Source organism: Ruegeria sp. MALMAid1280, assembly GCF_049195285.1.
Taxonomy (GTDB): domain Bacteria; phylum Pseudomonadota; class Alphaproteobacteria; order Rhodobacterales; family Rhodobacteraceae; genus Ruegeria.
Window position 1 is genome coordinate 32720 of sequence record NZ_JBMIRT010000043.1, and the last position, 17053, is coordinate 49772.

At 59.5% G+C, this 17053-nt stretch carries 14 protein-coding genes and 2 pseudogenes; 4 read left to right on the forward strand and 12 right to left on the reverse strand.

From position 1 onward, the window contains the following. Window positions 1-7: 7 nt before the first annotated feature. The 4 genes from qhpC to qhpG are packed head-to-tail and all read right to left on the reverse strand — an operon-like array spanning window position 8 to window position 4659. Complete coding sequence (gene qhpC / locus ACOQFT_RS07830; protein ID WP_421597386.1) at window positions 8-331, reverse strand: quinohemoprotein amine dehydrogenase subunit gamma; 324 nt, start codon at window positions 329-331, stop codon at window positions 8-10. After that, complete coding sequence (peaB, locus tag ACOQFT_RS07835) at window positions 328-1764, reverse strand: quinohemoprotein amine dehydrogenase maturation protein (protein WP_421597387.1); 1437 nt, start codon at window positions 1762-1764, stop codon at window positions 328-330. Before peaB ends, qhpC begins: the two co-directional genes overlap by 4 nt. Window positions 1765-1778: 14 nt before the next feature. After that, window positions 1779-3302 carry a quinohemoprotein amine dehydrogenase subunit alpha gene (gene peaA / locus ACOQFT_RS07840; RefSeq protein WP_421597388.1) on the reverse strand — a complete coding sequence of 508 codons (1524 nt, stop codon included), beginning with the start codon at window positions 3300-3302 and terminating at the stop codon, window positions 1779-1781. Window positions 3303-3324: 22 nt separating this feature from the next. Continuing rightward, on the reverse strand, window positions 3325-4659 hold the full coding sequence (gene qhpG, locus ACOQFT_RS07845; RefSeq protein ID WP_421597389.1) for a flavin-dependent monooxygenase QhpG: 1335 nt from the start codon (window positions 4657-4659) through the stop codon (window positions 3325-3327). Between the two features lie 169 nt (window positions 4660-4828). On the opposite strand from qhpG, the gene qhpR reads away from it, so the two are divergent. From qhpR to ACOQFT_RS07865, 4 genes and pseudogenes are all read left to right on the forward strand, one after another. Beyond that, the gene (qhpR, locus tag ACOQFT_RS07850) at window positions 4829-5839 is read left to right on the forward strand and encodes an AraC-like transcriptional regulator QhpR (RefSeq protein WP_421597469.1); all 1011 of its coding nucleotides are present in this window, start codon (window positions 4829-4831) and stop codon (window positions 5837-5839) included. Window positions 5840-6019: 180 nt separating this feature from the next. After that, window positions 6020-6283 carry a hypothetical protein gene (locus ACOQFT_RS07855; RefSeq protein ID WP_421597390.1) on the forward strand — a complete coding sequence of 88 codons (264 nt, stop codon included), beginning with the start codon at window positions 6020-6022 and terminating at the stop codon, window positions 6281-6283. Window positions 6284-6572: 289 nt separating this feature from the next. Next, window positions 6573-7034: pseudogene (locus tag ACOQFT_RS07860) on the forward strand (integrase); the annotation flags it as partial. Between the two features lie 85 nt (window positions 7035-7119). Continuing rightward, a pseudogene (locus ACOQFT_RS07865) lies at window positions 7120-7779 on the forward strand (IS6 family transposase). Between the two features lie 360 nt (window positions 7780-8139). On the opposite strand, the gene ACOQFT_RS07870 reads toward ACOQFT_RS07865, so the two are convergent. From ACOQFT_RS07870 to hpaD (ACOQFT_RS07905), 8 genes are all read right to left on the reverse strand, one after another. Then, window positions 8140-10014: a DEAD/DEAH box helicase gene (locus ACOQFT_RS07870; RefSeq protein ID WP_421597391.1), complete on the reverse strand. Its 1875-nt coding sequence runs from the start codon at window positions 10012-10014 to the stop codon at window positions 8140-8142. Between the two features lie 263 nt (window positions 10015-10277). Then, complete coding sequence (locus ACOQFT_RS07875; protein ID WP_421597392.1) at window positions 10278-11018, reverse strand: metallophosphoesterase family protein; 741 nt, start codon at window positions 11016-11018, stop codon at window positions 10278-10280. A gap of 13 nt (window positions 11019-11031) precedes the next feature. After that, window positions 11032-12087 (reverse strand): aldolase/citrate lyase family protein, encoded by a 1056-nt coding sequence (locus tag ACOQFT_RS07880; RefSeq protein ID WP_421597393.1) that lies wholly within the window; start codon window positions 12085-12087, stop codon window positions 11032-11034. Window positions 12088-12101: 14 nt separating this feature from the next. Beyond that, window positions 12102-12902, reverse strand: a complete 801-nt coding sequence (hpaH, locus tag ACOQFT_RS07885) for a 2-oxo-hept-4-ene-1,7-dioate hydratase (RefSeq protein ID WP_421597394.1) — start codon at window positions 12900-12902, stop codon at window positions 12102-12104. Continuing rightward, entirely contained in the window at window positions 12899-13753 is an 855-nt protein-coding gene (locus ACOQFT_RS07890) for a fumarylacetoacetate hydrolase family protein (RefSeq protein ID WP_421597395.1), read from the reverse strand. Before ACOQFT_RS07890 ends, hpaH begins: the two co-directional genes overlap by 4 nt. After that, window positions 13753-15234, reverse strand: a complete 1482-nt coding sequence (locus tag ACOQFT_RS07895) for an NAD-dependent succinate-semialdehyde dehydrogenase (RefSeq protein WP_421597396.1) — start codon at window positions 15232-15234, stop codon at window positions 13753-13755. Before ACOQFT_RS07895 ends, ACOQFT_RS07890 begins: the two co-directional genes overlap by 1 nt. Before the next feature lie 24 nt (window positions 15235-15258). Further along, window positions 15259-16101, reverse strand: a complete 843-nt coding sequence (hpaD, locus tag ACOQFT_RS07900) for a 3,4-dihydroxyphenylacetate 2,3-dioxygenase (RefSeq protein ID WP_421597397.1) — start codon at window positions 16099-16101, stop codon at window positions 15259-15261. A 43-nt stretch (window positions 16102-16144) separates the two neighbouring features. Beyond that, window positions 16145-16999, reverse strand: coding sequence for a 3,4-dihydroxyphenylacetate 2,3-dioxygenase (gene hpaD / locus ACOQFT_RS07905; protein WP_421597398.1), 855 nt, complete (start codon window positions 16997-16999; stop codon window positions 16145-16147). Between the last annotated feature and the right edge of the window lie 54 nt (window positions 17000-17053).

Below are 17053 nucleotides of genomic sequence, written 5' to 3' on the forward strand. Positions count from 1 at the left end.
ATCCTCCTTAGGTTTCGGCGTCTTTGGGATAGGTGGCACCCAGTGACCGCCAGTCGCGCGCGGCGTTGCCCGCGCCATCGCCCCAATCCTGGTGATTGACCATGATGTCCGGCACCTGCGCGGGCCACCAGCACGGGTCCGAGCAACCATAAAGGTCGGCTTCCATCGGCTGGCAGAGGGCGGCAACACCGCCAAAAGGGTCAACCTCCCAGCCCGGGTCAAACGTCGTGGCGCATCCGGCGGTCACGGTCTGCATCGCGCGGACCTCGTCCATCTTGTCCTCGGCTGCCGCCTGCTGGACGCGTTCGGCTTTCTGGTTCAGTGGTTTCATTTTCCAAACGCCCTCCTTGGCGAGATATGATTGTGGAAATACTCGGGGGCTTCGCGGATCAGCCGCGCATAGATGCCGATCCCGAAATCGACCCAGTCGCGCATCAGGTCGCAATAGTGATAGGCCGGTTTCAGCGGGTCCGAGAAATGCGCATAGCTTTCGTGATAGCAGCCCCCGGCGCAGAGATTGCGGATGCGGCAGGTGGCGCATCCCTTTTCGGTGCGGTCCGATCGCGCCTTGATGAAGCTGGCCAGTTCTTCGCGGGCAATGCCGGTGTCGACCGAGCCAAACTGCTCCATTTCCGAGCCGACAAAGCGGTGGCAGAGGTTCAGCGCGCCATCATGATTGACCGCCAGCATGCCCACGCCCGCGCCGCAGGGCAGCGCCTTGGACCGGCCTTCCCAAAGGTCCTGCATGAGCTGGTGCATGTTCGAATAACCGATGTTGCCGCCCTCCAGCGCCTCTTCGAGAAACCGTTCCCCAAGGGCTTTCATGCCCGCGAAGACCTCGGCCAGCTCGTCGCCATTGAGGTTGAACGCGTCCATGTCGCCCGAGGTGACGGGCGAAAAACCGACCTCGGCAAAGCCGATATCGTTTTTGAGGTGATCCCAGATCTCGTGGATTTGCGTGACCCCCGCGGTCAGCGTGACGCGCACGCCGACGGGCTTCGATCTGTAGCGCGACAGAAGCAGGCGGGCTTTTTTCGCCACCGCGTCATAGGTGCCCTTGCCGCCTACGGTCTTGCGGTTGAGATCATGCAGCGCCTTGGGGCCGTCCATCGACACCGTCAGGCCAAAGCGATGCGCATCGAGCCAGTCGATGATATCTTCGGTCAGCAGCGTGGCATTGGTGGTGAGGCTGAAATTGACCTCCTTGCCCAGCTCCGCGAAATGCGGCTCGGACCAATCCACCACCTGCCGGATCAGCGGCAGGTTCGACAGTGGCTCGCCGCCGAAGAACACGATGTTGTAGCTGTCGCGATCCGGGTTTTCCTGCAGTAGCAATTCGACTGAGCGCTTTGCTGTGTCGAAGATCATTTTCTGCCCCTTCGACGGAATCGCCAAATCTTCCTTGTAGCAATAGGAGCAAGCCAGGTTGCAGCCGGTGTTGACGTTCAGAACGATCGTCGTCAGCGGAAAGTTCTCGATCTCGATCGGCGGGCGTTCGGGCTTGAGCGGCCGGCCGTCATTGACCACGTCGAGCCGCAAGAGGTTTTCGAGCCGCGCCTCGGCCTCGGTCGTCGCCTCCCCGGGAAACCGGGCTTCGAGGTCATCGAAGCTGATCCCCTCTTCCCGGCCGGAAATGAAATCCAGCACCGCCCCGTCCATCTCGTCCAGCGCGAAAAGCGACGTGGTGGGCACATGGAACAGGAGTGCGTCGTCATCCACCGAAACCCTGTGCACGTTAGCTGGTTGATAGTGAAAGTCCTTCATGGGTTTGGCTCCTCTCAGCGGATCGGTGGGTCAATGAAACGCTGGACAGTCACGATCAGCGTCGCATCGGCGCTCTGTCCCATGGCCTCGGCCACGATCTTCAGCTCGCCTGCGTTGTTGGTGGTGAAGGGACGTTCAGAATTCGGCCCGGCCACCGCGGGGGTAAAAATGCCGGTCTCGCCGATGTCGCCGGCATAGCTGGCATCTTTCATATGCGCGGCGTGGTCATGCAGGTTGTCCACCCGCCATTCGGCGTTGACCTGGCCGATGCGGATATCATCCTCAGTGCCGGGCTGACCATCCGCGCCATTCCACATGCCGATGGCATTAAAATGAACGGGGACTGCTTCCGGCCCGACATCGCTGCCACCGCCCACGCGGGCAATGGAAAAGGCGGGTTCGACCACGATGCTGTCGACCGAGCTATAGTGCGCAATGCTTCCCTCTGATCCGCCGCTGGCAAAACTCACCTGCCCGTTGCCTTCGGTTGTCAGCGCCAGCGCCGCGCCGTAGTGATTCGCCGACGCGTCGCCCGCGCTGGCATCCAGCGCGCCCAAACCGCTGCCGACAACCTGAACCTTTGCCGCCCCCGCCGGCACTGCCGAGGGCACCGTGCCCAGAATGACGCCCTCCTGATCGGCCCGCACCCCGGTCAGACGCCCGCCCAGGCTGTCGGTCTCACGCAGGAATTGCCGGCCGTCCAGACGGCTGCCATCCTCTGACATGGCCACCACCTGGCGATAGATCTCGCCGCCAATATCCAGCGTCGCGCGCCACTCGTAGCCGGTGTAAAGGTTCATCTGCCCCGAAACCGGCAGGCTGGTCCCGTCGGCGGTGATCATTTCGCCGGACACATCGTAGGGCGCGGCATTGCCGCTGACCGTCAGGCGGCCATAAGCTTCGCCCGCATGGGGCAGATCGGCCAGAATGATCCAGTCGCCCCCGGCAGCATTCTTGTCGGCCGCCTGCCAGTCGGACCATTCCGGCGTGTCCAGCGGATATGTTTCAGCCAGGAAAGGCGCGATTTCGTCCTTGGCGATCTTGAACCATTCGCGGTCGCGACCCAGCGCCTGATATTCGATGGTAGGATAATTGCCGACATGGAAATCCATGTGGATCGACCATTCCTCGGGCGTCCGGCGCTGCAATCCCACCCGCGCCTCGGTGTGACACCGCGCGCACATCGAGGCCATCGGCTCTTCCGGAGCCTCCTGCGCGTGCGGGTCTTTTTCCAGCGCATAGCGGAAGGGGGCGGCCTCGGCCGGGGCCAGCCCCTGCGTGTCGGACAGGAACTGCACGATCGCGCGCCGGTCTTCCGCCGAGACATTGAGACCATGAGATTGCTGCATCCGAACGATGGTCATCATCCACCCTTCGGGCGTCTTGCGCTGCCCGTCGATACGGCTCAGCCCATTGTCGGTCGGGCTGTGGCACGCGCCGCAAGTGTCGATCACCAGTTGCTCGCTGGCGCCCGCGACGTGGGCGCCGCCAATGGCTGTCAGGATTGCCGCGCTTACGCAGACTGTCAGTTTTCGCATGATGCGTTCTCCTCGTCGAAACCTAAGAATGCGCCGCGGCGGTATGTCCGATCCCGCGGCTAATGAGCCAGCCATGCAGCTTCCGGGCGACAGAGGCCGGGCACTGTGGCAGGAATTTCTGGTGAAAGACCGCAGGCTGCGGCAGTGGCTGATGTCGCAAGGCGCGCACCAGCGGAGCGATTTCCTGCCCCAAAACAAAGGCGGCCCCACCCGGATCGGCGGTGGTCACCAGCACTTCGCCGCGGCACAGCCTGCCGTCCCGCAGCAGCACGCGCGGCTCAAACCGACTATCGGTCACGACCGGATGCGCGGGCTCTTGGTCGGGCCAGGTGCGTCGCGCTTGCCAAAAGTCCCCGGTCTGCCCCGCCGTAGCATAGAAATCACGGGCGATCCGGGCCTGCCGCCAGAACGTGTCTACGACACGGTGGCTGTAGAAGTCCCGGGCAAGATCGCACTGCCCGTCGAAAATGGCACGGGCCATGGGAGGGGCCATGAGAGCCGATGAAATAGCCCAGAACATCCCATGGCCCGAAAGGGGGTCAAGCGCGACTGCGGCGTCCCCCAATCTGGGGCAGCGCGGATCAAGCTGCGGTGCGTTGAGGCGCAGCGCACAGGCGCTGACCACCGGATGTGCGGGCAGACACCCGGCCTCGGCGGTTGATCCCAGCACATGGGCCCAAAGATGCGTAAGTCTGGGCCGAGATCCTTGCACATCCCGAAAGGCATCGGCATCACCGACCACTTGGACCCACTGCCGCGCTTCGTCGCTGCAGGCGCGCCAGGTCCAGCCATTTTCACATGCGCTGATTTCCGAGCCACTACCGGCGTCAACCGACGCGTCGACAAACCCCGCGACACTGATCGTTGCGGGGCCCGACCAATCTCTGCTGCCGTGATGAGCCGCTGCAAGGCGCGGTGCCCGCCGCCCGCGCGCTTCAAAAAGCAGGCCCGCACGGATCGTGCGACCCGCGGTCATCCTGATCGCGCCTTTACCCGGTCGAACCGCCGAGATCGCGCCATCGACAACCGTGACGCCCTCGTCCCGCGCCTGCGCCAAAAGCCCCGCGTCAAACGCGGTTCGCGACACGATATGCTCAACATTTTGCCCGCCCTGAAACGCGCCCCAGACAGCGTAGCGCTGACTGGGCGGAGCAACGCCTTCGGTGGCAAGCCCGTTATTTTGAAGGATCGCGAAAACCCGGGGCGACAGCCCTTCCCGGCGGTCGGTGCCGGGACATAGCGTCACCAGTGCAACCTTCAGGCCCGCGCGCGCCAAAAGGATGGCGGCAACGGTGCCCGCAGGACCGCCCCCGGCTATTGCGATGTCAAACAGACTGGCTTTGTGGCTGGCTCTCATCGGCAAAGTCTGACTCGTCCGGTAAGTGGAATCCCCAACATTGCCGGACATCGACACGACATTTTCGGACAAATACGCGCGCAAACCTGCACGACGGGGCCGACTTTCCCAATTTTTGTTGGTCGATTTGCCTTGAAATGTTAACTTCGGCTGTCCAACGGTGACTAAAATGCCTGATAAATATAGTCCGAAAATCGTCTCATCGGCACTCAGCGACCCGTTTCGTGTGATCGAAGAACGGGGTGGTGATGTGTGCAAACTGAGCGCGCTTGCCGGAATTCAGCCCGACATCGGCAATGACACGATTGGCCTCAGCGCATTCGTGCATCTGATTGACCTCGCAGCGGACGAGCTGAACTTTCCCGAATTCGGTTGGGTTGTTGGCGCGAATTTCGACCTGCGCAATATCGGGGATCTCGGGCAGTTCATCCTTGAGGCGCCGACATTGAGGGCGGCATTGTCGCTCTTTCGCAGGGCCTTCGCCATCGTTCAGAGTGATTCCGAGTTGCTGTTGACGGTCAACGATGACGAGGCTGTTCTGAGTTATTCGATTCTTGACCTGAATATCTGGCCGCGCCGGCAGGATGCGGAACTGACCTTATCGCTGCTTCATTCGATGGTGAAATCCGTTGCCGGTGAAAACTGGCGTCCCACCCGGATCACGATGGAACATGATACCAGCGCGATCTGGAAAAACGCCAGATACGGCCCGCGTTGCCCGGTCGAATACAATGCGCAGAGCAACGGCCTCACCTTTCCCGCGCGTTTGCTGGATCTGCCGATGAACAAGGAGGCGACGAGCCATTTCCAGACGCTGGCATCAGCGCTCACGAACGAAGCGACCAACCTGCAGCGTGAAGCCCCGGTTACCATACGCGTGCGCCGCGAAGTCATTCGCCGGTTTGGCAGGGAGAGTCTGGATCAGACGGAAATTGCGGGCGCACTTGGATATTCCCGCCGCACGCTGCGTCGCAGGCTCGTGGCCGAGAACCGGTCCTTTTCATCGATACTGTCCGATTGCCGAACCCATTATGCAGAGCGCGTGTTACGATTCTCCGACCAACCCCTCAATGTAATAGCCAACCATCTTGGGTATTCAGAAATCTCGGCGTTTGAACGCGCATTTAAGTTGGCCAGAGGGATCACTCCTGCTCAATATCGAAAACGTTTCAGCATCTGAATGCATAGAACCTGACCTGCTTCTGAATTGCGGGCGATGGTAAGGTGAAGGGCATTTTCGTTCGCCTATCGTTGATTGAGCTCGGAGGCGGAAATAGTAAATACCGTGATGCTTTTGAGCCTCCCCATCTGAACTGGTCCACCGCATTGTTTAGAATACGGAGGACCCAGAATGGCAAACATGAGACCGAAACCCGAGGAGATTGTCTCGAAGTTACATCAGGTTGAAGTCCTGATGGGGCAAGAGATGTCCCGTCTTGATGCAAACAGACGGATCGGCTTATTTGAACAAACCGATTTCCGCTGGCGCAAGAAGTGTGGTGGAATGGGATTAGAACAGTTGAATGACCGGTCGGGCGAAATCGGCTGCAACGCAGCGATGGGCGTGCTGCGCCGGCGAACGGATGATGCGTCAGCAAACACCTTGAACAACAACGACGGCTAAGTCCGCGACCCGTGAATTGGCTTTTCAAGATGTGCCGCGCAGTGCACGAACGGCCGAAGTCGTAGCTGCGCCGCATCATGGAGTTTCGTGCCCACGCAGAAAAATCGGCGCTGCGAGCGCACGCAGCGTGAAATTGCGATGACCGCCTTGGGCTCAGACCAGCCCAATGCACTCACAGCGTTTCCCGGAGAACAAGCAATCGGACAACGGGCATTCAAACTAACAGTAATATTCAGGTGTCAACGCGGTGCTGATGTCTGGGTTTGGCGGGAGGATTGGAGGGCCCAATATGCCAAGAGTCCAACTTCCCGCGATCACCCCGAAACGAATAGCCTGGAACAAGGGCCGGATCGTCGGCCAGAAAAGGCCGCTGTTGCCGAAACAAGTCTGGGCAATCCGCGCGCGGCTCGAATTGGCCAGGAATCTGCGTGATCCCACGCTGTTCAACGTGGCGATTGATAGCAAGCTTCGCGGATGCGATTTGTTGAAACTGTTCGTCAGCGATTTGGTAAGAGATGATCGCGTTCGCGAAAGGGTGTCTGTGATCCAGAGCAAAACCCGACGACCCGTTCAGTTCGAACTCTCTGAAAACACACGGGATACCATTGCCGCATGGATCAAGCCGCCGGAAATGATTGGCTGCCGTTTCATTTTTCCCAGCCGGTTTCATGACCGCCCACATATCTCAACCCGCCAATATGGCCGACTTGTGCGGGATTGGGTGTCTGCGATTGGATTGGAACCCAGCGGCGGCTCTGTTGCAAAGATTTAGCTGTTGACGCGCTGGGGTTTCGCGCGTGGATGGCTTTCGGTCCCAACTAGTCGAAAGCCAACTCATGATTTCCTTCAAAGGTGCACAGTATCCGAAAGATGTGATCCTATTCGCAGTATTCTTCTACGTTCGATACGGTGTTTCCTACCGCGATCTGGAAGAGATCATGGCAAAGCGAGGTGTTTCCGTCGATCACACGACGCTGAACCGCTGGGTGACACGGTACTCTTGCGCAATCGCTGAAACAGCACGCCGCCGCAAAGGCCCATGCGACCGCTCCTGGCGAATGGACGAAACGTATATTTAAATAAAGGGATCATGGGTTTACCTCTACCGAGCGGTCGACAAACACGGCAAAACTCTCGATCTCATGCTTTCACACCGTCGGAACAAGCCTGCCGCCATTAAATTCTTTGCTCGAATGCTGGAGGTCAACGGCCTTCCACGCAAGATCGTCATCGACAAAAGTGGTGCCAACACAGCTGGTATCAAGGCGATCAACAAAATGCTGAAAGGCTTTGGTTGCCCGATCCCGATTGAGATGGTGAGGCGGACATACCTGAACAACATCGTGGAACAGGACCATCGTTTCATCAAAAGACGCATCCGGCCAATGCTAGGGTTCAAGGCGTTCGCTTCAGCGGCGGCGACCCTTGACGGAATCGAAGTGGCACACATGATCCGCAAAGGTCAAATCACGCCCGGAGTCTGTCCGTTTCGGTAATTTGCAGAGCTGGCCGCTTAGCCTGCCGGTACAACGCTATCGCTGTCGCCAGTCAAAACTTCGCAACAGATCCTGGTTCCGGCCGTGCCCCGTGCACGGCTTGCCAAACTCTCGCACCAATTGGGCGTTGAGCTTCTTCATCGGTCGACGCGCAAAGTTTCCCAGCCACTGGAGGGCACCGAAGACAATGTGTTTCCGATGCCTTGGCCCGGTGGTTGACCGGGATCTGGCAGAGCGGCAATCGGGCAGTTTTAGCCGAAATTATCGCCAATGATTCATTGTCGCACCAAATTCGTGTCCCTCGGATCAATCGGTCGCGGACACCTTGCTTTGACGGAGGCGCGGGATCAGGCGATTTACTTATTTCGAGCGTCTCGGTACAGCATTGCCGCCCTTTGCTGCGGCAGCGCGTGCACGGTTTTTCTTGCTGTTTGGCTTACCCTTGGGCGGCGGTGGGCCTTTCGGACGGTCCGGAGTTTTGCCAATATGATCACGTTTGGGCCTGGCGTCCGCTTTCACCTTGTCCGCGGGTTTGGGCGGTGTCTTTTTTCGGGCCTTGGCGGGTTGCGGCTCGGCGAGGCGCTGCGGTTTTTGCCCGGTCTTTTCCCAGCCCTTTTTGCCTTTCACACCCTGCTTAGGGCCTTTTTTCGCAGGGCCCGGAATATCGGGGGCCGTGTCCAGCTGCACGATGTCTTTTGTACCCTCGATCTTCATCTCAGGTCCGATCGCGTCCAAGAAGCCAGAAACGCTGCTTTCGCGAATTTCGATAAAGGTCTCGCTATCGGCGATGCGGATCGCACCGATATCGGATTTGGTGATGTTGCCGGCTTTGCAGATCATGGGAAGAAGATATCGCGGCGACGCATTGTCGTTGCGCCCTTCCGAAAGCGAAAACCAGACGCTCGGGCCAAAGGGCACGTTCGGCTTTGGTGCAGCTTCCTTGACGTCGCTCAACTCTTCCGGTGCGGAATGCTGTCGCTGGTATTGGCGGACATAGGCCGTGGCAAGTTGTTCCGGCGAGAACTTTGCCACCAGTTCATCAACGGACACGCGTTCGGCCTCTGTCACATCCGACAGCCAGTCGTCCGAGCCGAACATCCGCTGCATATCTTGTGCGTTGACTTCATCTGCGGACGGGGCAGCCCCCCATTCGGCGGTCAGCTTGGCGAATTTCAACAGACGCTGTGCCTTTTTGAACGACGCCGGCGGGACGATCAGGGCACTGACCCCTTTGCGCCCTGCCCGCCCGGTCCGGCCCGAGCGGTGCAGAAGGGTTTCATGGCTATTGGGCAGTTCGGCATGGATCACCAGATCCAGGTTCGGCAGGTCAATTCCGCGTGCGGCGACATCGGTTGCCACACAGACACGGGCGCGCCCATCGCGCATGGCCTGCAGGGCGTTGGACCGTTCGCTTTGGGTCAGTTCGCCCGACAGCGCCACAACCGAGAACCCGCGATTGGACAGGCGGGCGGTCAAACGGCTGACCATGGCGCGCGTGTTGCAAAACACGATGGCATTCGGTGCCTCGTAATACCGCAACACGTTGATGATAGCGTTTTCACCATCACGGGGGGCTACATTCATCGCGCGGTACTCAATATCGGCGTGCTGCGTCCGTTCACTAACGGTGCTGACACGCTCGGCATCGCGTTGGTACCGGGCGGCAAGGCTGACAATGGCGCGGGGAACCGTGGCCGAGAACAACAGCGTCTGGCGGTCTGTCGGGGTTTGCTCAAGAATGAACTCCAGATCCTCGCGGAACCCGAGGTCGAGCATTTCATCGGCCTCATCCAGAACCACGGCGCGCACGGCCGTCAGATCGATCGAGCCGCGCATGATATGGTCGCGCAGGCGCCCCGGCGTTGCGACAACGATATGCGCACCACGCGCCAACGCCCGGCGTTCATCACGCATATCCATGCCACCAACGCATGAGGCAATGAACGCCCCCGCATCGGCGTAAAGCCACCCCAATTCGCGTTTGACCTGCATCGCAAGCTCTCGCGTTGGCGCGATGACCAAAGCCAAAGGCGCATCTGCTGTATCAAAAACCTGCGCGTCGCCCAGAATGGTCGGTGCGATGGCCAGGCCGAACCCGATGGTTTTCCCCGATCCCGTCTGCGCCGAAACCAACAGGTCCCGCCCCTGCAACTCGGGCGCGGTCACGGCTTCCTGGACAGGGGTCAGGGTGTCATATCCTTTGCGCTTCAGCGCATCTGCGAGTGTCTGTTTCATGGCTCGGCTCTCTTGGGTGATGCTGTCACCCTCAGAGCGTCCAACACACGGATCAAATTCGAAGCACAGTCCATACCGAGACAGAAACCGGATGTATAGGGTGGAAAATGAAGACCCGCCGCGCTTACGCAATAACCAGCCCAGCAACAGAAGGCGGAACGCACCGCAGCGCCATTCGGTATTCACGAATGCCACCTGACGTTTGCTTACGCCCCCATCAGCGCGGGCTTGTGGTTCTTCCAGTCAGAGAACGTTTTCTCTCATTATCTGGGCTTAACGCAGGTCAGAGGTTTTCGCCCCGTGTCCTCCAGCACCCAACATTCTGACCCTTCGAAAACCGCGGCGGTCAGCGGGTTGCCATATCCTGCTCCGGTATCGATATTCACACGGTTTCCACGGTGTTCAGGGGTGGCGACGTGGGTATGGCCGTGAACAACCAGCCATGGGTGAGGGTCCCGGCAGTCCAGAAACTCTTCTCGGATCCAGATCAGATCGTCGGGATCCTGACGATGCAAGGCAATGCCGGGCCGTATGCCTGCATGGACGAACAGCAGGTCTTTGTGCAGATAGTAGGGCAACAGACCTGCCAGAAAATCGACATGGACCTGTGGCACCGCGGCTTTGGCCCTGGCATGGACCTGATAGGTTCGGTCCCCTTCGCTGACCTCAACGCCATAAGAGTTCAGCGTTTCAACACCGCCTATCCGGGGATGCAACCAATGGTACCCAACCAGCAGGCGTGCATCATTACGTGGGTAGTCCTCAAGAAACATTGCGCACATCTGATCGTGGTTACCGCGCAGGAACGTCCAGTTTTTGCCTTCGGACTGCCCGTTCACCAAAAGATCCAGAACCTGCCGACTGTGAGCGCCGCGATCGGTGTAATGACCGATAAAGACGATGTGCGCATCAGGCCCGCCGTCCTTTTCGATGCGCGCCAGCGTGTCCTCCAACATGTGCAATTGACCGTGGATGTCCCCGATGGCGTAGATAGGGTCTGGCATCTCTCTGGCGCTCCTATTCGGACCAATCGATGCGGAGCTCTTCATGAAAGGCAAATCGCACCAGGTGAGCTTCGATCACATCCTTCCAACGCGCCAAATCGCCGCGCGGACCGGTTGCAGCGGTAAGGCTCAGGCTGTCGCCGTTCGCTTTGAGGGTCAAACTGTCGCCATCCGGGAAGGTCACGCTGCCCTTTGTTTCGTCAAAGAAAACCTCGGCCTTGTGCGACCAGTGTTTGCAGAGCTGCTGCAGGTATTTGCTGGCCGCCGCGGTTTCCACAACGCCCGAGGCGGTCTGGTCCGGCAGCAGGCTCAGCCCGGCTTTGGCAGCGTTTCGCATTGCTGCTGCAAACAGGGTCACGTCGATTTCGGTGGCCACAAAGCTGGCACCGATATCCAGGCATTTGCGTTGCATTGCCGAATCAAGGGTCAGGATACCCGCCGCCTTGCCCGCAGCCACGATGCGGGTCAGCGCGTCCAGCACGGCCTGAACCACGTCAGGGTGACCGGCATTGCCGATATGGCCCATATCGGCGGCCAGATCGGATGGGCCGATAAACACCCCGTCCACATCAGTTGCCAGAATATCGTCCAGCGCCGCCAGACCCTTTTGGTTTTCCACCTGCACCAGCAGGCAAACCTGTTCATCCGCCGTTTTCAGGTAATCCGGGATGGCCGCAAACCGCGAGGCCCGCGCCAATGCCGATCCCACGCCCCGAATGCCATGCGGCGGGTATTGCACCGCGCGCACAAGTTCTCGCGCCTGATCGCCGCTTTCGACCATGGGCACCAGAAGGTTCTGCACGCCTGCGTCCAGATATTGCTTGATCATCCACGTTTCGCCAATCGGCAAGCGCGCGACCGGGGCACTGCCCGATCCTTCGATCACCTGCACCTGCTCTAGGATCGAGCGTAGATCGTTCGGCGCGTGTTCACCGTCGACCAGCAGCCAGTCGAACTGCGCGGTCGCCGCGATTTCGGCGGTATAAGCGTTGGCCATCCCAACCCAGCAGCCAATCTGCGGGCGCCCGGCCTTGAGAGCGGCTTTGAACGTGTTCTTCGGCGCAGGCATGTGCGGTGTTCCTTTCAGGCGAAATTGATATCGACCGAACCAAATGGCCCGAAATCAGCATGAATCTCAGTACCGGGCGGGCATTCGATCGGCCGGATAAAGCTGCCGGACAGGATAATCTGACCGGGTTCAATACTCTGGCCGTATTGCGCCATGCGACGGGCCAGCCAGACAACGCTTTCGACCGGATCGTCCAGCACGCCCGCGCCCAGACCGGTTTCCTCGATCTCACCATTACGGAGGGTCAGCGCACCGACCCAACGCAGGTCAAATGCATCCACTGCGTGCCGATCCACGCCCAGCACGATGCCTGCATTGGCCGCGTTATCACTGATCGTGTCGAACACCGTGCGCGCTTTACCCGACTTGGGGTCGACCCTTTGAATACGCGTATCGAGGATTTCGATCGAGGGCGCGACGTAATCCGTGGCGGCGATGATGTCGTTGCGGGTGACGTTTTCACCACCAACCGCGGATTTCATCACAAAGGCGATCTCGGCTTCGATCCGCGGCTGGATGAACCGACCCGCGGGAACGGTTCCGCCGTGTTCAAAGGCCATGTCATCGAAAAGGATGCCGCTGTCGGGAATGTCGATGTTCAGCGCATATTGCATGGCTTTCGAGGTCAGGCCGATCTTCCAGCCGATCACCTTGCGCCCTTCGGCCAGCTTCTGGCGATAGATGGCGTTTTGCACCTCATAGGCGTCGTCCATCCCCATCTCGGGGTGGCGCAGGGTCAGTAGGCCGATCTGCTGGCGCGTACGCTCTGCCTGCAGCAGATCAGCGGCGGCGCTTGTGTGATCCTCAGGGGTCATACCTGTTCGTCCTCAACCGTGTTACGCAGCGTGCCGATGCCTTCGACCGACACCTCGACCACATCGCCCGGGGCCAGATATTTCGGAGGATCAAACCGCGCCCCTGCCCCCGTCGGTGTGCCGGTGACGATGATGTCGCCCGGCTGCAGGGTCATGAAGGTCGAGATATATTCGATCTCGCGCCGGATCGGGAACATCATGCGGTTCAGGGTGTCGTCCTGACGCAACTCACCATTCACATGGGTCTGAATACGCGCATCATCCAGTTGGGCTGCATCAGTGAAGGGTACCAGCCATGGGCCGATGGCGCCGGTGTTGTCCCAGTTTTTACCTTGGGTGACGTTGAACTTGGCGTGGCGCACCCAGTCGCGGATCGTGCCTTCGTTGCACAGGGTCAGGGCTGCGATATGGTCGTAAGCATCCTCCTGCGAAATCCGGCGCCCGGCCTTGCCGATCACGATGGTAACCTCACCTTCGTAATCCAGCGTGTGGTTTTCCGGCGGGCGGATCAGAGGGCGGTCATGACCGGTGAAGCCGCTGGCAAAGCGTGGGAACAGCGACATGTATTTCGGCTGCGCGCTGCCGTCCTTGTATTCCGCATTGCGATCCGGAAAATTCACCCCGACACACAGGATGCGACGCACATCCGGCATCACCATTTCATAGGTAAAGTCGGTATGGGTCACCGCTTTATCCTCTGCGGCTTTGACCAGATCGTCAAACGCCCCGGCAGCAATCACCTCGTAAAGGGTGCCGTAATAGGGAAATTCGCCGTTCAGCGCGATGGCGCCGGTATCCGTGATTGCGCCAAAAAAGGTTTCACCATTGGCAGAGAAAGTCGCAAAGCGCATCAGGCCTCCTCGGCGGGTTCAATGCCGCCCATGCAGATGTATTTGAGTTCCATGAAGTCATCGAGCCCATAGCGGGATCTTTCGCGCCCCAGACCCGACATCTTGACGCCACCAAACGGGGCTTCGGCGGTCGAAATCAGGCCGGTGTTGACGCCGACCATGCCGTATTCCAGCCCCTCGGACACACGCCAGACACGGGGCAGATCGCGGGAATAGAAATAAGAGGCAAGCCCGAACTCGGTATCATTGGCGGCGGCCGCAACTTCGGTTTCGGTCTCGAACTTGAACAACGGTGCGACGGGGCCAAAGGTTTCCTCGGTCGCCACCGCCATGTCCGAGGTCACGCCGGTCAGGATGATGGGCTCAAAGAAGGTGCCGCCCAATGCATGGGGTTTGCCCCCAAGCGCCACCTTGGCCCCTTTCGAGGTCGCGTCTTCGACATGTTCGGCCACCTTGTCCACGGCGGCCTGATCGATCAGCGGGCCAAAGATGATGCTCTCATCAAACCCGTTGCCGGTCGGCAGGGGCGACACTTTGGACGCCAGCTTTTCCGCGAAGGTATCGTAAACCCCGGCCTTCACATAGATGCGGTTTGCGCAAACGCAGGTCTGGCTGTTGTTGCGGAACTTGACGATCACGGCGCCTTCGACGGCGGCATCCAGATCGGCATCGTCGAACACGATGAAAGGCGCGTTGCCGCCCAGCTCCAGCCCCAGTTTTTTGATCGTCGGGGTGCATTGCGCATAAAGCATCGCGCCGATCTCGGTCGATCCGGTGAAGGTCAGCTTTTGCCCGATCGGGCTCGACGTCATCTCGCCCCCAATGGCGCGGGCCGAACCGGTGACAACCGAGAACAGGCCTGCGGGCAGCCCTGCGCGCTCGGCCAGTATAGCCAGTGCAATTGCCGAGAACGGTGTCTGGCTGGCGGGCTTCAACACCATCGAGCAACCGGCCGCAAAAGCCGGGCCGGCCTTTCGGGTGATCATGGCGTTGGGAAAGTTCCACGGCGTGATCGCGGCCACAACGCCGATGGGTTGTTTGACGGTGATGATCCGCTTGTCCGGCGCATGATCAGGCGTGATATCCCCGTAAGCACGGCGCGCCTCTTCTGCGAACCACTCGATGAAACTGGCGCCATAGGCGATCTCGCCCGTGGCCTCGGCCAGCGGCTTACCCTGTTCGGCGGTCAGGATAGCGCCCAGATCATCCTGGTTTTCCATCATCAGGTCGTACCAGCGACGCAAGACTTGGCTGCGCATTTTTGCGGTCCGTTTGGCCCAGTCTTTCTGGGCACGCTGCGCATCGGCAATTGCCTCGGACGTTTCTGCAGCGCCCAGATTGGGCACTCGGCCGATCACCTCACCCGTCGCCGGGTTGGTAGCGGCAATCGCGCTTGAAACCTCGGACACATCCACCCATCTGGACCCGACCCGCGCCTTTTCGGCAAGCAGGCCGGGATCGTTGAGACGCAGTTCAGTCATTCGAATTTCCCTGTGTTCCCGGCCTTACACCGAGAAGCTGACATTGGCCTGCCCAGTTCCGGAACTACCAAAATACGGGGTGTAGATATCGATCTCGCCCTTGTAGCTGCCCCATCCAAGAGCGCCGAACAGCAAGGCGGTATCGTTCATGGCGCATTCGCCGGCGCATTTCTTGGCATAGTCGGGCAGAAGTTCCAGAAACTCTTCGAACCGGCCCTGCTCCCACAGTTCCAGTACGCGCATGTCCATCTGTCGGTTGAATTCGCCGTTCACCGAATTCAGACCATCGACCGAGCGTTCATTGGGCGTGAAATCATGGCTGAGCGACCCCGAGGCCAGGATCGAGACGTTCCGGTCAGACCGCCGGATGCCTTCGGCGATGGCCTCGCCCCAAACCCGGTTTTCAGCAATCGACGAGAACTGGTTGACCGCCACGGGCAGAACCCGCGCGTTCACGCCGTCATTGATAAAGTGCATCGGCAGCAACGTGCCGTATTCCATGCCCATATCGGGGTGCGAATGCCCCAAAGCCCTCTCGCCACGCTCGCGCAGAACATCAAGAATGGTGTCGCCAAGTTCGTGATCACCGCGATAGTCGAACTCCATGTCCGCCAGCATGTGCGGCAATTCGTGGCTGATGAAACGGCCCTTGTGGTGTTCTTTCGTGTTCAGGTGAAAGCCCTGATTGGTGATCCAGTGGGTGTCGAAGACGATGAATGTATCGACCATGCGGTCGATCGCATCCTGACGCAGGCGCGCATAGCCATCGATGGCAGGCTGGCGGATGCCTTTGTATTTCGGCATCGTGTGGGACATCCAGATACTTGGCACATGCGTAATCTTCGCGGCCTGTACAATCTTTCCCATGTTCGTCTCCTCTCCAAAATGCGTTGCGCGTCTGCCCGCCTGTTCAGGTCACCGGGAAGATTACGTTGGTTTGCCCGGTTCCGGAGGACGGGAAATACTCGGTGACAACCTCGCATTTCGCTTCATACGTGTCCCACCCCAGCGCGCCATAGAGCATGGCGGTGTCATGCATCGACCCTTCGCCACAGCAGAAATTGGCATATTCGCCAAGCATTTTCAGGAATGTAGCGTGATCCCCGGCTTGCCACATGTCCAGAACGTGCAGATCGACCTGGCGGTTGAATTCCGAACTGATGGTGAATGTACCATTGTTTGCGGCATAATCCTTGTTCGGCCAGATCTTGTGGCTCAGTGAACCTGACGCAACCAGCAGAACCTTGCTGTCGCTGGCCTCGACCGCTTCGCGGATGGCCTCACCGACAAGGCGGCTTTCATCATGGCTGTGAACGGTACACCAGGCCGCAATCGAGACCACTTTGAACTCTGCCTCGCGGCTCATGAAGCGCATCGGGACAAGGGTTCCGTATTCCAGTTCCAGGCTGTCGACCTGATGGCTGAGAGTGTGCACGCCCTTATTCGTGGCAATGTCCGCAATAGCATCCCCCAGCGCCGGGTCGCCGTCATATGCGTAAGGCAGGTCCTTGATGAATTGCGGGAATTCGTTCGAGGTGAACAGCCCCTCGAAATGCTTGTTTGCATTGATATGAAAACCCGCATTGACGACCCAATGCGTGTCGCAGATCACCACGGTATCTGCGCCCAGCTCTTTTGCCCGTCGTGCAATTTCCCGGTGCCCGTCAATCGCGGCCTGACGCGCGCCTTTGACCGGGCCTTCCTGCTCGGACATCAGCATGGTCGGCACATGGGTCATTTTGGCTGCGAGAACGATTTCTCCCATTTCTTCCTCCTGCAGGTTGCGGTGCGCGCGTTTCCGGTTTCTGCAAGGGCAGGC

Bases quoted from the DNA above. Each gene is read 5' to 3' on its own strand.
- hpaD (WP_421597397.1), bottom strand. From the start codon at position 16,101: ATGGGAAAGATTGTACAGGCCGCGAAGATTACGCATGTGCCAAGTATC.
- hpaH (WP_421597394.1), bottom strand. From the start codon at position 12,902: ATGACCCCTGAGGATCACACAAGCGCCGCCGCTGATCTGCTGCAGGCA.
- ACOQFT_RS07895 (WP_421597396.1), bottom strand. From the start codon at position 15,234: ATGACTGAACTGCGTCTCAACGATCCCGGCCTGCTTGCCGAAAAGGCG.
- hpaD (WP_421597398.1), bottom strand. From the start codon at position 16,999: ATGGGAGAAATCGTTCTCGCAGCCAAAATGACCCATGTGCCGACCATG.
- ACOQFT_RS07875 (WP_421597392.1), bottom strand. From the start codon at position 11,018: ATGCCAGACCCTATCTACGCCATCGGGGACATCCACGGTCAATTGCAC.
- ACOQFT_RS07870 (WP_421597391.1), bottom strand. From the start codon at position 10,014: ATGAAACAGACACTCGCAGATGCGCTGAAGCGCAAAGGATATGACACC.
- ACOQFT_RS07855 (WP_421597390.1), top strand. From the start codon at position 6,020: ATGAGACCGAAACCCGAGGAGATTGTCTCGAAGTTACATCAGGTTGAA.
- ACOQFT_RS07880 (WP_421597393.1), bottom strand. From the start codon at position 12,087: ATGCCTGCGCCGAAGAACACGTTCAAAGCCGCTCTCAAGGCCGGGCGC.
- qhpC (WP_421597386.1), bottom strand. From the start codon at position 331: ATGAAACCACTGAACCAGAAAGCCGAACGCGTCCAGCAGGCGGCAGCC.
- qhpR (WP_421597469.1), top strand. From the start codon at position 4,829: ATGCCTGATAAATATAGTCCGAAAATCGTCTCATCGGCACTCAGCGAC.
- peaB (WP_421597387.1), bottom strand. From the start codon at position 1,764: ATGAAGGACTTTCACTATCAACCAGCTAACGTGCACAGGGTTTCGGTG.
- peaA (WP_421597388.1), bottom strand. From the start codon at position 3,302: ATGCGAAAACTGACAGTCTGCGTAAGCGCGGCAATCCTGACAGCCATT.
- qhpG (WP_421597389.1), bottom strand. From the start codon at position 4,659: ATGAGAGCCAGCCACAAAGCCAGTCTGTTTGACATCGCAATAGCCGGG.
- ACOQFT_RS07890 (WP_421597395.1), bottom strand. From the start codon at position 13,753: ATGCGCTTTGCGACTTTCTCTGCCAATGGTGAAACCTTTTTTGGCGCA.